This window comes from Bacillus sp. JJ1127 (assembly GCF_036965845.1).
Lineage (GTDB): Bacteria > Bacillota > Bacilli > Bacillales > Bacillaceae_G > Bacillus_A.
On sequence record NZ_JBALQK010000043.1, the window covers coordinates 26,626 to 41,002 of the forward strand.

15 protein-coding genes are annotated in these 14,377 nt (G+C 37.8%); 14 read left to right on the top strand and 1 reads right to left on the bottom strand.

Going from position 1 to position 14,377, the window contains the following annotated elements:
- Positions 1-76: 76 nt before the first annotated feature.
- The 3 genes from recD2 to V7183_RS05325 all read left to right on the top strand — a co-directional run bounded on the left by recD2 (position 77) and on the right by V7183_RS05325 (position 2,891).
- Positions 77-2,413 carry an SF1B family DNA helicase RecD2 gene (recD2, locus tag V7183_RS05315; protein ID WP_335358921.1) on the top strand — a complete coding sequence of 779 codons (2,337 nt, stop codon included), beginning with the start codon at positions 77-79 and terminating at the stop codon, positions 2,411-2,413.
- Between the two features lie 142 nt (positions 2,414-2,555).
- Entirely contained in the window at positions 2,556-2,744 is a 189-nt protein-coding gene (locus tag V7183_RS05320; protein WP_000490499.1) for a hypothetical protein, read from the top strand.
- Between the two features lie 18 nt (positions 2,745-2,762).
- Positions 2,763-2,891, top strand: coding sequence for a YrzQ family protein (locus V7183_RS05325; protein WP_097897018.1), 129 nt, complete (start codon positions 2,763-2,765; stop codon positions 2,889-2,891).
- 41 nt (positions 2,892-2,932) lie between these two features.
- Here the strand turns inward: V7183_RS05325 and V7183_RS05330 are convergent, their stop codons facing one another.
- Complete coding sequence (locus V7183_RS05330; RefSeq protein WP_097897017.1) at positions 2,933-3,145, bottom strand: hypothetical protein; 213 nt, start codon at positions 3,143-3,145, stop codon at positions 2,933-2,935.
- Between the two features lie 174 nt (positions 3,146-3,319).
- On the opposite strand from V7183_RS05330, the gene V7183_RS05335 reads away from it, so the two are divergent.
- From V7183_RS05335 to greA, 11 genes are all read left to right on the top strand, one after another.
- Positions 3,320-4,396, top strand: coding sequence for an AI-2E family transporter (locus V7183_RS05335; protein ID WP_097897016.1), 1,077 nt, complete (start codon positions 3,320-3,322; stop codon positions 4,394-4,396).
- Between the two features lie 477 nt (positions 4,397-4,873).
- On the top strand, positions 4,874-7,516 hold the full coding sequence (gene alaS / locus V7183_RS05340; protein ID WP_335358922.1) for an alanine--tRNA ligase: 2,643 nt from the start codon (positions 4,874-4,876) through the stop codon (positions 7,514-7,516).
- Positions 7,517-7,594: 78 nt separating this feature from the next.
- Complete coding sequence (locus tag V7183_RS05345; RefSeq protein WP_097897014.1) at positions 7,595-7,861, top strand: IreB family regulatory phosphoprotein; 267 nt, start codon at positions 7,595-7,597, stop codon at positions 7,859-7,861.
- A gap of 3 nt (positions 7,862-7,864) precedes the next feature.
- Entirely contained in the window at positions 7,865-8,278 is a 414-nt protein-coding gene (gene ruvX / locus V7183_RS05350) for a Holliday junction resolvase RuvX (RefSeq protein WP_335358923.1), read from the top strand.
- Between the two features lie 12 nt (positions 8,279-8,290).
- A complete protein-coding gene (locus V7183_RS05355) occupies positions 8,291-8,575 on the top strand; it encodes a DUF1292 domain-containing protein (protein ID WP_097897012.1) in 285 nt (94 codons plus the stop codon).
- A 218-nt stretch (positions 8,576-8,793) separates the two neighbouring features.
- A complete protein-coding gene (gene mltG / locus V7183_RS05360; protein ID WP_335358924.1) occupies positions 8,794-9,864 on the top strand; it encodes an endolytic transglycosylase MltG in 1,071 nt (356 codons plus the stop codon).
- Positions 9,865-10,079: 215 nt separating this feature from the next.
- The gene (locus tag V7183_RS05365) at positions 10,080-10,721 is read left to right on the top strand and encodes an O-methyltransferase (RefSeq protein ID WP_097897010.1); all 642 of its coding nucleotides are present in this window, start codon (positions 10,080-10,082) and stop codon (positions 10,719-10,721) included.
- A 6-nt stretch (positions 10,722-10,727) separates the two neighbouring features.
- A complete protein-coding gene (locus tag V7183_RS05370; RefSeq protein WP_335358925.1) occupies positions 10,728-11,657 on the top strand; it encodes a peptidase U32 family protein in 930 nt (309 codons plus the stop codon).
- Between the two features lie 17 nt (positions 11,658-11,674).
- Positions 11,675-12,955, top strand: coding sequence for a peptidase U32 family protein (locus V7183_RS05375; RefSeq protein WP_097897008.1), 1,281 nt, complete (start codon positions 11,675-11,677; stop codon positions 12,953-12,955).
- 17 nt (positions 12,956-12,972) lie between these two features.
- Positions 12,973-13,611, top strand: a complete 639-nt coding sequence (udk, locus tag V7183_RS05380; RefSeq protein WP_097897007.1) for a uridine kinase — start codon at positions 12,973-12,975, stop codon at positions 13,609-13,611.
- A 278-nt stretch (positions 13,612-13,889) separates the two neighbouring features.
- Entirely contained in the window at positions 13,890-14,366 is a 477-nt protein-coding gene (gene greA / locus V7183_RS05385; protein ID WP_097897006.1) for a transcription elongation factor GreA, read from the top strand.
- Positions 14,367-14,377: the final 11 nt, after the last annotated feature.

Consider the following 14,377-nt stretch of genomic DNA (forward strand, 5'->3'; position numbering starts at 1 on the left):
CTCATCTAATGGGTAGGCCAAGAGGTGGGGGCTGTACTGCTTGTTAGAGTGAGAGAAACCGGAAAGGAGAGGACAAATGGAAAATCAACATGCAATGGATTTGTTTGAGGAAGAGCAAAAATTTATAAAAGCACAAGTTCTTCATACCATTTTCCACAACGAAGAAAACCTCTATTCCGTTGTCAGTATGAAAATCATTGAAACAAATGAAACATACGACGAAAAAAAAGTGATGATCAATGGTCACTTTCCCCGTATGCATGAAGATGAAGTGTTTACATTGACCGGTCACTTTAAAGACCACCCAAAGTACGGAAAGCAATATCAAGTTGAAACGTTTAAAAAGGAACTGCCCCAAACGAAAACAGGTATGGTGCAATACTTAGCAAGTGATTTATTTAAAGGAATCGGGAAGCGAACAGCAGAAAAGATTGTTGACCATCTTGGAGAACATGCGATTTCTAAAATTATGGATGACCCAGCTGCGCTAGAAGGTGTTGTAAACAAACAAAAAGCACAAGAAATATACGACACGATTATCGAACATCAAGGGCTTGAAAAGGTCATGAGCTTTTTAAATGGTTATGGTTTTGGAACGAAGCTCTCAATTAAGATTTATCAGCAGTATAAAGAAATGACACTTGAAGTAATTCGAAATAATCCGTATCAGCTTATTGAGGAAGTAGATGGAATAGGCTTTGGAAGAGCGGATGATATAGGACGAGCGCTTGGTATATCAGGGAATCATAATGACCGCGTACGAGCGGGATGCTTTTATACACTAGAAAATGTTTCGCTACAAGATGGTCATGTTTATATGGAAAAGGGACAACTTGTGCGGGAAACCATTTCACTTTTAAATAAGCAAGAAGGTGCCGTAACAGAGGAAGATATTGTAGAGTGCGTGGAAATGATGCAAGGTGAAGGAAAAGTCATTATAGAAGAAGCCCGCATTTACTTAGCCTCTTTATTCTATTCTGAAAAAGGCGTTGTAAAGTCAATCCGTCGTCTTATGAATCAAGAAGAGACACCGTCATTTCCTGAAGCAGAAGTGTTATTGACATTAGGGAAAATTGAAGAACAGCTAAAAGTACAGTATGCGCCGCTTCAGCAAGAAGCAATTCAAACTGCGCTTCATAAGCCGATGATGCTATTAACTGGTGGACCAGGAACAGGGAAAACAACGGTTATTAAAGGGATTGTTGAAATGTATGCGTCACTACATGGGCTATCGTTAAACCCAAAAGATTATAGTGATGATAATCCGTTTCCGATTCTTTTAACAGCTCCGACAGGAAGAGCAGCAAAGCGAATGAGTGAGTCAACGGGGCTCCCGGCTTGCACAATTCATCGTTTACTTGGCTGGACGCCAGAAGGATCTTTCCAGCGTAACGAAACGGACCCCGTACAAGGAAAGTTGCTTATTATTGATGAGTTTTCAATGGTGGATATTTGGCTCGCAAATCAATTGTTTAAATCATTACCAACAAATATGCAAGTCATTGTTGTAGGTGATGAAGATCAATTACCATCTGTAGGACCTGGACAAGTATTAAAGGATTTATTAGAGGCAGGTGCCATTCCAACAGTAAAATTAACGGAAATCTATCGTCAAGCAGAAGGATCATCCGTAATTCAGCTTGCCCATGCAATAAAGAATGGTACATTGCCGCCAGATTTAGCGCAAAATAAAAAAGATCGCTCGTTTATTGGATGTACAGGAAATCAAATTGTTGAGGTTGTAAAACAAGTATGTGAAAACGCGAAGACAAAAGGGTTTAGCGCAAGAGATGTGCAAGTGTTAGCGCCTATGTACCGCGGACCAGCAGGGATTAATGTGCTAAATGAGGCGCTTCAAGAAGTATTTAATCCGAAAAAAGAAAAGAGTAAAGAAATTGCCTACGGTGACGTTGTATACCGAAGGGGCGATAAAGTACTTCAATTAGTCAACCAACCAGAAAGCCAAGTGTTTAATGGTGATATTGGAGAAATTGTCTCGGTATTTTATGCGAAAGAGAATGTCGAGCAACAAGACATGATCGTCGTTTCATTTGATGGGATTGAAGTAACGTATATAAAGCCAGATTTAAATCAAATTACGCATGCATATTGTTGCTCGATTCATAAATCACAAGGTAGTGAATTTCCAATTGTAATTATGCCGATTGTAAAGAGCTATTATCGTATGCTGCGCCGGAATTTAATCTATACAGGGATTACGAGAAGTAAAAAGTTTTTAATTATTTGCGGTGAAGAATCAGCCTTTCAATCCGGTGTGAATCGTCTCGATGATGCAATGCGTCAAACGACGCTAGCTGGTCGCCTGCAGGAGTCACAAGGAGAAGTGCAAATGGTTACGATTGATGGTCAAGAGATGGATGTGGAAAACATTTCCCCGTATGATTTTATGTAGTAAGGTGAAATTATATAGTGAATCTTTCGATGCGTATAACGTTATTTTGAAAGTGTAAGAGCAGTTCTAGCATGTATAAATGAATGCAGTTTGGACATAATGGCGAATAGAAACTGGGAGTTTTTAAGGAGATGAAAGCCATATGTTCAGTTGTCCAAATTGCAAAGGGAAGGACATTGGAAAAATAGGTGTCAACCAATTTTATTGCTGGAATTGTTATATTGAATTATCGGTTTCAAAGGGGAAAATCCATACGCATCAAGTAGAAGAAGATGGTTCGCTTAGTTCTCTTGATGATTTATTTGATGAGAATGAACGAACGATTGGATAATCAAAAGGGGGATTTACTTTGAATCTACGCAATTCATTAATCGCATTAGGTATTGGGGCTGCGGCATATCAATATGCACGTAAACAAGATATGTTTTCCAAACGCAATATGAGAAGAGCACGTAAAATGATTAAGTCTTATCTATAATCATTTTTATAAATGAAAAACTCCCTAACAGGGAGTTTTTTTCATGCGCTCGTATATAAATAAAAAAGTCCAATTTCCGAAAAAAGGTAAGAAAGTCCGTAGCATCCAATCCCGAGAACTCCGTAATACCACAGTTGTTTTGCTCGCTCCTTTCGCGGCGAACGCGTGAAGAGCCCCTTCCAAATACCAAAGCCAATACAGACCCATTCAAGAACCATGCAAAGTGCCGATAAAGTTAGCATAAGCCAAACCATTGTGTTCCTCCTGACCATATTTGTGATTTGCTGTAGTCTCAGAGTGGTTGTCCTTATTGTGTTAAATATATGCAAGTCTTTTAAAAACAGTATGGGCTGTATGAAAATATTTTAGTACGCTTATTTTTTTAAAAGTTTTACACATAACCTTCTCTATTTCTTTTCAAAATAAGGATGGAGGAGGTTTTTCGTTTGAAGAATCTTAAAATCATTTGGATCTATCGATTAGGATTACTGTTATTGGTGTTTCTATGTTTGTTCGTTTTCTTAAAAATTAAACCGTTATGGGCGCCGATTATATTTGTGTTTAAGGTGGCGATTACACCGTTTTTTATTGCTTGTTTCATTGCATATTTACTGCATCCCTTAATTGAAAAATTACATAAAGAAGGAATGCCACGTACACTTGCTATTTTGCTTATTTATATTCTCTTTTTTGCTGGTCTTGGGTATGGGATTTATAAAGGAACACCGATTGTTATGGCACAGCTGCAAGAAATCAATAAGCAATTCCCACAGTTTATGAAAATGTATGATTCGTGGATGGATGGTGTGACAGAGCAGACAGACAATTTTCCATCGTTTATTCATGAGAAAGTAACGCAAGTTTTTATTGGAATTGAAATGAAGATACAAGCGTTATTAAATAAAATGATGAGTACAGCGCGTGGTATATTGGATTCATTGCTCATCATCTTTTTAATTCCATTCATTGTATTTTACATATTAAAGGATTATGGAGAATTTTATCGTACTTTTTGGAATATTATTCCGCAAAAATGGCGTAGTACAGGACAAGAGTTGACAAAAGAAATTGATAAATCACTTGGAAGTTATATTCGAGGACAATTATTTGTTTGTTTAGTTTTAGGAGGAATGTCCGCTCTTTCCTTTTGGTTTATCGGTATGAAATATCCTTTACTACTTGGCATTATTGTTGGAGTTACCGATATTATTCCTTACTTTGGACCAATTTTAGGAGCAATTCCGACGTTGATGATTGCAGCAACAGTGTCCACAAATCTTTTTGTGAAAGCTAGTATTGCTCTTGCTATTTTACAATTTGTTGAAAGTAACATTCTATCTCCGTATATTGTTGGGAAATCACTACGTATGCACCCGGTTGTTATTATGCTTGCACTACTAGTTGGAGGAGAAGTTGGCGGAATTGTAGGTCTTTTAATATCAGTTCCTATTTTAGCGGTGATTCGAACAGTAGTTGTTCATATAAAGCCACTCTGGAAACATTGACAAATGGAAACGGATTCGCTACAATTTTGGCATATAACATAAACTTATATAAGTTTATATAATAAAATGTATTATATATGTTGTGAAATTGATGACGGAATGAGTATGTTACAGTCCATTTTCAGAGAGAAGCTTCCAATGGCTGAAAGAAGCTTTAAATGAAGGGTGACAGAACGCTAATCCTGAGAGCAGTTAATCCCTGCCGTCTTGCCACGTTACGGCACCATGAGGTGATGGAATAAATGCATATTACGGTATGCAATCTAGCTTCAGCGTCTAAAAGCTCCGAAATTTCCCAATCTCACTGAAAGACAAAAAGCGTCTTTCGGTTCGACTGGTCCAATTTCTTCCGCTTTTAAGCGAGACGCTTCCGCTTTTTATTTCATAATTAGGGTGGTATCGCGAGTTAACTCTCGTCCCTTTTATAGGGACGGGAGTTTTTTGTTTTTATGGAATTTCTTAAAGGAGGAAATATAGATGAAACAATTAACAGGCGCACAAATTCGTCAAATGTTTTTAGACTTTTTTGAGGAGAAAGGGCATGCAATTGAACCAAGTGCATCATTAGTTCCACACGAGGATCCATCTCTTTTATGGATTAACAGTGGTGTAGCGACATTAAAGAAATACTTTGATGGCCGTGTAATCCCGCAAAACCCACGTATTACAAATGCACAAAAATCAATTCGTACAAACGATATTGAAAACGTTGGGAAAACAGCTCGTCACCATACATTCTTTGAAATGCTAGGGAACTTCTCAATTGGCGACTACTTTAAAGAAGAAGCAATCACATGGGCTTGGGAGTTTTTAACAAGCGACAAATGGATTGGATTCGATAAAGAATTACTATCTGTTACAATTCATCCAGAAGATGAAGAAGCATTTACAATTTGGAATGAGAAAATGGGTGTTCCGAAAGAGCGCATCATTCGCTTAGAAGAAAACTTCTGGGATATCGGTGAAGGCCCAAGTGGACCGAACACAGAAATTTTCTATGACAGAGGTGAAGCTTACGGTAACGACTTTAGCGACCCAGAATTATATCCGGGCGGCGAAAACGAGCGTTACTTAGAAGTATGGAACCTTGTATTCTCACAATTTAACCATAACCCAGATGGTTCATATACGCCACTGCCGAAGAAAAACATCGATACAGGGATGGGTCTAGAGCGTATGACATCTATCGTTCAAGATGTACCTACAAACTTTGATACAGACCTGTTCATGCCAATGATTGGTGCAACCGAATCAATCTCTGGTGAAAAATATCGCGGTGGCGATGTAGAAAAAGATATGGCGTTTAAAGTAATCGCTGACCATATTCGTACAGTAACATTTGCTGTTGGTGACGGTGCGCTTCCTTCTAACGAAGGCCGTGGTTATGTATTACGTCGTTTATTACGCCGCGCTGTTCGTTATGCGAAGAAATTAAACATCAACCGCCCATTCATGTATGAATTAGTACCGGTTGTTGGAGAAGTAATGAAAGACTTCTACCCAGAAGTTCTTGAAAAGAAAGACTTTATCGCACGCGTTGTGAAAAACGAAGAAGAGCGTTTCCATGAAACACTTCATGATGGAGAAGCAATCTTAGCAGAAGTAATTGCAAAAGCGAAAGAAGAAAAAACAACTGTTATTTCTGGAGCAGATGCGTTCCGTCTATATGACACATATGGCTTCCCGATTGAATTAACAGAAGAATATGCAGAAGAAGCTGGTATGACAGTTGATCATGCAGGTTTTGAAGCAGAGATGGAAAAACAACGTGAACGTGCACGTGCTGCTCGTCAAGACGTTGATTCTATGCAAGTTCAAGGCGGGGTACTTGGAGAAATTAAAGTAGCAAGCGAGTTCGTTGGTTACGGTACAGTTGCGACAGAAAGTAACGTTGTTGCCCTTGTGAAAAATGGCGAGTACACAGATAGCCTACAAGCAGGTGAAGAAGGACAATTAATGCTTGATGTAACACCATTCTATGCTGAGAGCGGCGGACAAATTGCAGACCGTGGTTACCTTCTTGCTGACGGTGTGAAAGTTCTTGTAAAAGACGTACAAAAAGCACCAAATGGTCAAAACTTACACAAAGTTGTTGTAGAAGAAGGTACATTAACGAAAGAAGTAGCTGTAAAAGCTATTATCGATATGAAAAACCGTAGCAGTGTTGTGAAAAATCATACAGCAACGCATATTTTACACCAAGCACTGAAGGATGTACTTGGAACACATGTTAACCAAGCAGGTTCTCTTGTAACTTCAGAACGTTTACGCTTTGACTTCTCTCACTTCGGTCAAGTACAAGCTGACGAATTAGAAAAAATTGAGCGTATTGTAAACGAAAAAATTTGGGAAAGTATTGATGTTGAGATTTCTCAAAAAGCAATCGAAGAAGCAAAAGAAATGGGTGCAATGGCATTATTCGGTGAAAAATACGGAGACGTTGTACGCGTTGTCCAAGTAGGTGATTACAGCCTAGAGCTTTGTGGCGGTTGCCATGTTGATAACACAGCATCTATCGGTATTTTCAAAATTGTTGCTGAGTCTGGTATCGGAGCAGGAACGCGTCGTATTGAGGCAGTAACTGGAAAAGCAGCATACGAATTAATGAACGATCAAGTAGGTTTATTAAAAGAAGCTGCTGGTAAAATGAAAACAAATCCGAAAGATATTTTAACAAGAGTAGACGGCCTGTTTGCTGAAGTGAAACAACTTCAAAAAGAGAACGAATCTCTTGCTGCTAAATTAAGCAACATTGAAGCTGGAAATTTAACAGATTCAGTTCTTACAGTTGACGGGGTTAATGTATTAGCAACAAAAGTAAATGTTGCAGATATGAACAACTTACGTACAATGATGGATGACCTGAAAAACAAATTAGAGTCTGCAGTTGTTGTATTAGCAGCTGTAAATGATGATAAAGTGAATATCCTAGCAGGTGTAACGAAAGATTTAATCAACCAAGGCTACCATGCAGGTAAACTTGTGAAAGAAGTTGCTTCTCGCTGTGGCGGTGGCGGTGGAGGCCGTCCTGATATGGCTCAAGCAGGTGGTAAAAACCCAGCACAAGTGGATGAAGCTTTAGCATTTGTAGAAGAGTACGTTAAATCTGTTTCAAAATAAAGAGATAGTAGTGTACAATAGTAGGGAGAGGAGAAAGTCTTCTCCCTATACTTACTACTTATAAGTGAGGTGCTTAAAATGGACGGTTTTGATAAAACAATGAAGTTTAGCATTCAAGATGAAAAACAGAGTGTCCATGTAAACGATGTACTTTTAACTGTGTATGATGCACTTCAAGAAAAAGGCTATAATCCGATTAATCAAATTGTCGGTTATTTATTAAGTGGAGATCCAGCATACATACCCCGTCATAAAGATGCACGAAGCATTATTCGCAAGCTTGAACGTGATGAGTTAATTGAAGAGCTTGTGAAGTCTTATTTGAAACAACATCATGAGGAGTAGTTTATGCGGATATTAGGTTTAGATGTTGGTACAAAAACAGTCGGTGTTGCAATTAGCGACGAAATGGGCTGGACAGCACAGGGCTTAGAAACGATTAAAATCAATGAAGAACGAGAAATTTTTGGTTTTGATCGGGTGTCTGAGTTAGTAAAACAGTACAATGTGGACAAGATAGTAGTAGGGTTGCCAAAGAATATGAATGGTACGATTGGTCCGCGTGGCGAAGCATGTCAGCAATATGCTCAAAGTTTACGTGAACTGTTGCAATTGGAAGTTTTACTATGGGACGAGCGTTTGTCAACAATGGCGGCGGAGCGTCTTCTTATTTCGGCTGATGTTAGCCGAAAAAAACGGAAGCAAGTCATTGATAAGATGGCTGCAGTCGTGATTTTACAAGGATATTTAGATAGCAAATAAGAGGTGACCAGAATGGAAGAAAATCAAATTACAATTGTAGACGAAAAAGGAAACGAGCATTTATGTGAAATTATTTTCACTTTCGATGCTGAGAAATTCGGGAATAAATCATATGTAGTCTTCTCCCCAATTGGTGAAGTTGACGAAGATGGAGACCCAATTTACGATGCAATGGCATATGAGCAAAGCGAAGATGAATCTGGTGGAACATTGCTTCCAATCGAATCTGAAGAAGAGTGGGAAATGGTACAAGAAATGTTTAACACTCTTGCTGCAGAAGAAGATGGCGAAGAATAATTTATGAAGAGATGGGCTGTATGACAGCCCATCTTTTTTTGTATTCATTTGTAAAATGACAGATATTTTTGTCGAAACCACATAATTATTTATAGTATAATAAGACGGATTGTATTAAATAAAAAACGATCTGCAAATGCATGAGCTTTGCTTTGGTTTTGTAGAGCATTGTATAGAGGAAGTACATATGGTCTACAATGGAATAAGGAGGAAGAACTTTGATAGAGAATCAAGTGAAGAAGAAGCGTAGACGCGCCCTTTTCATAACAGTTATTGCACTAATTGTAGTCTGCGTGTCAATCTATGCGTATATTTTATCTGCATTAAAACCAGTTGATAGCGGAAATAAAAAAGAAATTGAAGTCGAGATTCCAAAGGGTTCATCTACAAGTCAAATCGGAGAAATTTTAGAGGGAAAAGGCGCTATTAAAAATGGTACAGTATTTAGTTTTTATGCAAAAGTAAAATCTAAAAAATTACAGGCGGGTACATATTTATTAAATTCGTCAATGAATGTAGATGATGTAATGGAACAAATGTCATCGGGTAATGTGCATCGTCCAGTTGCCTATAAACTGACGGTTAAAGAGGGTGCACAAGTTGTTGAAATTGCAGATATGATTGCGAAGGAATTGAAGTGGAATAAAGATGATGTTGTGCGTCAATTAAACGATAAGGCGTTTGTTCAAAAGATGCAACAAAAGTATCCGGTATTATTGACGAACAAGATTTTTGATAGCAACATTAAATATCCGTTAGAGGGCTATTTATATCCAGCGACATATTCTTTCTATAAAAAAGATACAACCTTGGAAGAAATTGTGACGCCGATGCTTGAGAAAACAAATGCGCTCATTGTTCAAAATGAGGCGAAAATGAAAGAAAAGCAGTTGGACGTTCATCAGCTCTTAACACTATCTTCTTTAATTGAGGAAGAGGCGACTGGGTATACAGACCGTCAAAAGATCTCTAGCGTCTTTTATAATCGCTTAGCTAAGGGAATGCCACTGCAAACAGATCCGACGGTATTATATGCGCTTGGAAAGCATAAAGAACGTGTATTATATGAGGATTTAAAAGTAAATTCACCGTATAATACGTATGTTGTAAAAGGATTACCTGTTGGACCCATTGCGAATTCTAGTAAGCGTTCTATAGAAGCAGCGTTAGAGCCTGCACAAACTGATTATTATTATTTCTTAGCAGCACCAAATGGTGAAGTGTATTATGCGAAAACGTTAGAAGAGCACAATGCATTAAAACAAAAATATATTACACAAAAGAAATGAAAATAGGAGGGAGAGCGAAAAGGGTCGCATATCCCTCTTTTTTGTGGTAAAATATATCGGGTTAAAAACTGGCAGAAGAATCGTTTTTAATATCAAAACGGGACGTACAAGCTAAGGGTAAAGCTGGCTTGTATTTTTATTGCATTCTATGTGTGAAAAGACAAAGACTGACACGTCATAGAGGCACTTCTCCATGTAAATAAGGAGGACCATTTATGGAGGATGCAGTTAACGAGTACCTATTATCATTTATTGATCCAAAAGATAAACTGATTCTTGAAATGGAAGAGTATGCAAGTGAACATCATGTGCCGATTATGGATCGTCTTGGAATGGAATTTATGTTGCAATTTTTACGTTTAATTGGACCGACAAGCATATTAGAGCTTGGGACAGCAATCGGTTATTCCAGTATTCGTATGATGCAATCTATTCCAAATTCGCGTATTGTAACAGTAGAACGTAATGGCGATCGATATGAAAAAGCACTTGAATATATAGAGCGTTCTCCTGTGAACGAGCGTATTTCCGTTATTTATGGTGACGCATTAGAAACAGGTGAACAAGTAAAAGAACATGGAACATTTGATGTTATTTTTATTGATGCTGCAAAAGGGCAATATCGTCGCTTTTTTGACTTGTATGAACCGTTATTAAATCCTGGTGGTGTCATTATTTCAGATAATGTACTATATCACGGTCTTGTGACGACAAAGGAACACATTGAAAATAGACGTACACGCGGTTTAATTAGACGAATTAAAACGTATAACGAGTGGCTCATGAATCATGAAGGATATGATACAACCATTTTCCCAATTGGTGACGGAGTAGCAGTGAGTAAAAAGAAAGGGTGACAGGCAATGAAAAAACCTGAGTTGTTAGTAACGCCAAGAAATGTGGCGGATATCGAACCACTTGCAAAAGCAGGTGCAGATGCAGTAATGATTGGTGAACAAAAGTTTGGCTTACGTTTAGCAGGGGAGTTCTCACGTGATGATGTGAAACAAGCTGTAAAGATTGCACATGAAAATGGTATGAAAGTATACGTAGCGATGAACGCTATGTTCCATAACGACAAAGTAGAAGAATTAAAAGCTTACGTTTCATTTTTACAAGAGGTAAACGTAGATGCAGTTGTATTTGGAGATCCAGCAGTATTAATGACGGTGCGTGAGGTTGCACCAAATATGAAAATGCATTGGAATACGGAAACAACAGCAACGAACTGGTTTACATGTAACTACTGGGGACGCAAAGGTGCAAAACGTGCTGTGCTCGCACGTGAATTAAGCTTAGATGAAATTGTTGAATTAAAAGAGAAAGCTGAAGTGGAGCTGGAAGTACAAATTCACGGTATGACATGTATGTTCCAATCGAAACGTTCATTAGTAGGAAACTATTTTGAGTATCAAGATCGTAATCTGGAAATTGAAAAGAAAAAATATGAAGAAAATATGTTCTTACATGATCCGGAACGTAATAATAAATATCCAATTTATGAAGATGAAAATGGTACTCATATTATGAGTCCAAATGATATTTGTTTCATTGATGAGTTAGATGAACTGATTGATGCTGAAATTGATAGCTTGAAAATTGATGGTGTGCTAAAAAACTCTGAGTACATTATTGAAGTGACAAAGAAATATCGTAAGGCAATTGATTTATGTGTAGAAGATCGTGATGCGTATTATGACGTGAAAGACGATTTATATAAAGAAATTGAAGAAATCCAACCGGTGAATCGTCGGTTAGATACTGGATTCTTCTTTAAAGAAACGGTTTACTAAAGAGGAGGGTGTAGGATATGACTGTACAAGAAATTTCACGTGTAATCGATGGAAAACGCGTTATTGTGAAAAAACCTGAACTGCTAATCCCTGCAGGTAATTTAGAAAAATTAAAAGTAGCTATTCATTACGGTGCAGATGCTGTATATTTAGGTGGACAAGAATTTGGTCTTCGTTCAAATGCAGGTAACTTTACGCTAGAAGAAATGGCGGAAGGCGTAGAATTTGCAAAGAAATATGGTGCAAAAATATACGTAACAACAAATATCTTTGCTCATAACGAAAATATGGATGGGCTAGAAGAATATTTAAGAGGGATTGAAAAAGCTGGTGTAACGGGTATTATCGTTGCAGATCCTCTTATTATTGAGACGTGTAAACGTGTAGCACCTTCTGTTGAAGTGCATTTAAGTACACAGCAATCATTGTCTAACTGGAAAGCGGCTCAGTACTGGAAGGAAGAAGGATTACACCGTCTTGTATTAGCTCGTGAAGTCGGCTATGAAGAAATGAAGGAAATTAAAGAGCATGTTGATATTGAAATTGAGGCATTCGTCCACGGTGCAATGTGTATTGCATACTCTGGAAGATGTACATTAAGTAACCATATGACAGCACGTGACTCTAACCGTGGTGGTTGTTGCCAGTCTTGTCGCTGGGATTATGACTTAGTTCAAACAGTATCACAACATAAAGAAGCAGAAGAACTTCCTTTATTCCAAGAAGGCGATGCTCATTTTGCAATGAGTCCAAAAGATTTAAATCTAATTCTTTCGATTCCGAAAATGATCGAAATTGGAATTGACAGCTTGAAAGTAGAAGGGCGCATGAAATCTATTCATTACGTAGCAACAGTAGCAACTGTATATCGTAAAGTAATTGATACGTATTGCGCGGATCCTGATAATTTTGAGTTTAAACAGGAATGGTTAGATGAACTTGATAAATGTGCAAATCGTGATACAGCTCCTGCATTCTTTGAAGGGGTTCCTGGGCACTTAGAACAAATGTATGGAAATCATAGTAAGAAAACAACGTATGATTTTGCTGGTTTAGTGTTAGATTATAATGAAGAAACAGGCATTGTGACGTTAGAGCAGCGTAATTACTTCAAACCTGGCCATGAAGTTGAATTCTTTGGACCAGAAATAGAAAACTTTACACAAACGGTGGAGAAAATTTGGGATGAGGATGGAAACGAATTAGATGCAGCGAGACATCCGCTGCAAATCGTGAAATTCAAAGTGGATCAACCAGTGTATGTGAACAACATGATGCGCAAAAGCATACATCAATAAGAAAGAGTGGTATTTGAATGGGGACGAATAAGCCGGTTGTAATTGGAATTGCTGGTGGTTCAGGATCAGGTAAAACAAGTGTAACAAAAGCAATTTTTGATCAATTTCAAGGTCATTCCATTTTAATTTTGGAGCAAGATTATTATTACAAAGATCAAAGCCATTTGCCAATGGAAGAGCGTTTAAAAACAAATTACGATCATCCATTAGCATTTGATAATGACTTACTAATTGAGCACTTACAGCAGTTGCTTTCATATAAGCCGGTTGCGAAGCCCGTATATGATTATACATTGCATACACGCTCAGAAGAAATTATTCCAGTAGAACCGAAAGATGTAGTTATTTTAGAAGGGATTCTAATCTTAGAAGACCCACGTCTTTGTGAGCTAATGGATATTAAAGTGTTTGTTGATACGGACGCTGACCTTCGTATTTTACGTCGTATGCAACGCGATATTAAAGAGCGCGGTCGTACAATGGATTCTGTCATTGAACAATATGTGAATGTTGTACGCCCAATGCATAATCAATTTATTGAGCCTTCTAAGAAATTTGCGGATATTATTATTCCAGAAGGTGGACAAAATCATGTTGCAATTGATATTATGGTTACAAAAATCGCAACAATTCTTGAAGAAAAAGTGAATTTGTAATAGCATAGTAAAAGATATACGATAGGAAGGGATTTTTTCCCTTTCTATCGAATACAATGAAACATGCCAACCTCATCTATCTATAGGTGAGGGCATATTTATATGAACTTTCCATACATATCTTCTTTATATGAGGAAGAATTGGAAAATACGGGGTTGTATGTGACAACTCCGCTAGTGCATGTGTACTAGGAACCTCCGCTATAGGATAAAGCGGAGGAGTTTTCATATTGAACTCCTCTTTTTTGGGGGATTGGTATATAAAAGGAGTGGAAAACATGGCAACAGAAAAAACATACCCTATGACGCAAGAGGGTAAACAAAAATTAGAAAACGAGCTTGAGCAATTAAAAACAGTAAAACGTAAAGAAGTTGTAGAACGTATTAAAATCGCACGTAGCTTCGGCGATCTTTCTGAGAACTCTGAGTATGATGCAGCGAAAGATGAGCAAGCATTCGTAGAAGGACGTATTACACAACTAGAAAATATGATCCGTAATGCAGTTATCATTGAAGACAATGGTGAAGAGTCTACAGTTGTAGCATTAGGTAAAACAGTAACGTTTAAAGAATTACCAGATGGTGATGAAGAAGCTTACACAATTGTTGGTAGCGCAGAAGCAGATCCATTTGAAGGAAGAATTTCTAACGATTCTCCAATCGCAAAAAGCTTATTAGGTAAGCAAATTGGTGAAAAGGTAGCAATCCAAACACCAGGTGGAGAAATGCAAGTAGAAATTATCTCTGTAAAATAATAAAAAAGGTT

What these genes read in the sequence shown, in the direction of transcription:
- recD2 (WP_335358921.1), top strand. Translation starts at nt 77, where the DNA reads ATGGAAAATCAACATGCAATGGATTTGTTTGAGGAAGAGCAAAAATTT.
- V7183_RS05320 (WP_000490499.1), top strand. Translation starts at nt 2,556, where the DNA reads ATGTTCAGTTGTCCAAATTGCAAAGGGAAGGACATTGGAAAAATAGGT.
- V7183_RS05330 (WP_097897017.1), bottom strand. Translation starts at nt 3,145, where the DNA reads ATGGTTTGGCTTATGCTAACTTTATCGGCACTTTGCATGGTTCTTGAA.
- V7183_RS05335 (WP_097897016.1), top strand. Translation starts at nt 3,320, where the DNA reads ATGGAGGAGGTTTTTCGTTTGAAGAATCTTAAAATCATTTGGATCTAT.
- alaS (WP_335358922.1), top strand. Translation starts at nt 4,874, where the DNA reads ATGAAACAATTAACAGGCGCACAAATTCGTCAAATGTTTTTAGACTTT.
- V7183_RS05345 (WP_097897014.1), top strand. Translation starts at nt 7,595, where the DNA reads ATGGACGGTTTTGATAAAACAATGAAGTTTAGCATTCAAGATGAAAAA.
- ruvX (WP_335358923.1), top strand. Translation starts at nt 7,865, where the DNA reads ATGCGGATATTAGGTTTAGATGTTGGTACAAAAACAGTCGGTGTTGCA.
- V7183_RS05355 (WP_097897012.1), top strand. Translation starts at nt 8,291, where the DNA reads ATGGAAGAAAATCAAATTACAATTGTAGACGAAAAAGGAAACGAGCAT.
- V7183_RS05365 (WP_097897010.1), top strand. Translation starts at nt 10,080, where the DNA reads ATGGAGGATGCAGTTAACGAGTACCTATTATCATTTATTGATCCAAAA.
- V7183_RS05370 (WP_335358925.1), top strand. Translation starts at nt 10,728, where the DNA reads ATGAAAAAACCTGAGTTGTTAGTAACGCCAAGAAATGTGGCGGATATC.
- V7183_RS05375 (WP_097897008.1), top strand. Translation starts at nt 11,675, where the DNA reads ATGACTGTACAAGAAATTTCACGTGTAATCGATGGAAAACGCGTTATT.
- udk (WP_097897007.1), top strand. Translation starts at nt 12,973, where the DNA reads ATGGGGACGAATAAGCCGGTTGTAATTGGAATTGCTGGTGGTTCAGGA.
- greA (WP_097897006.1), top strand. Translation starts at nt 13,890, where the DNA reads ATGGCAACAGAAAAAACATACCCTATGACGCAAGAGGGTAAACAAAAA.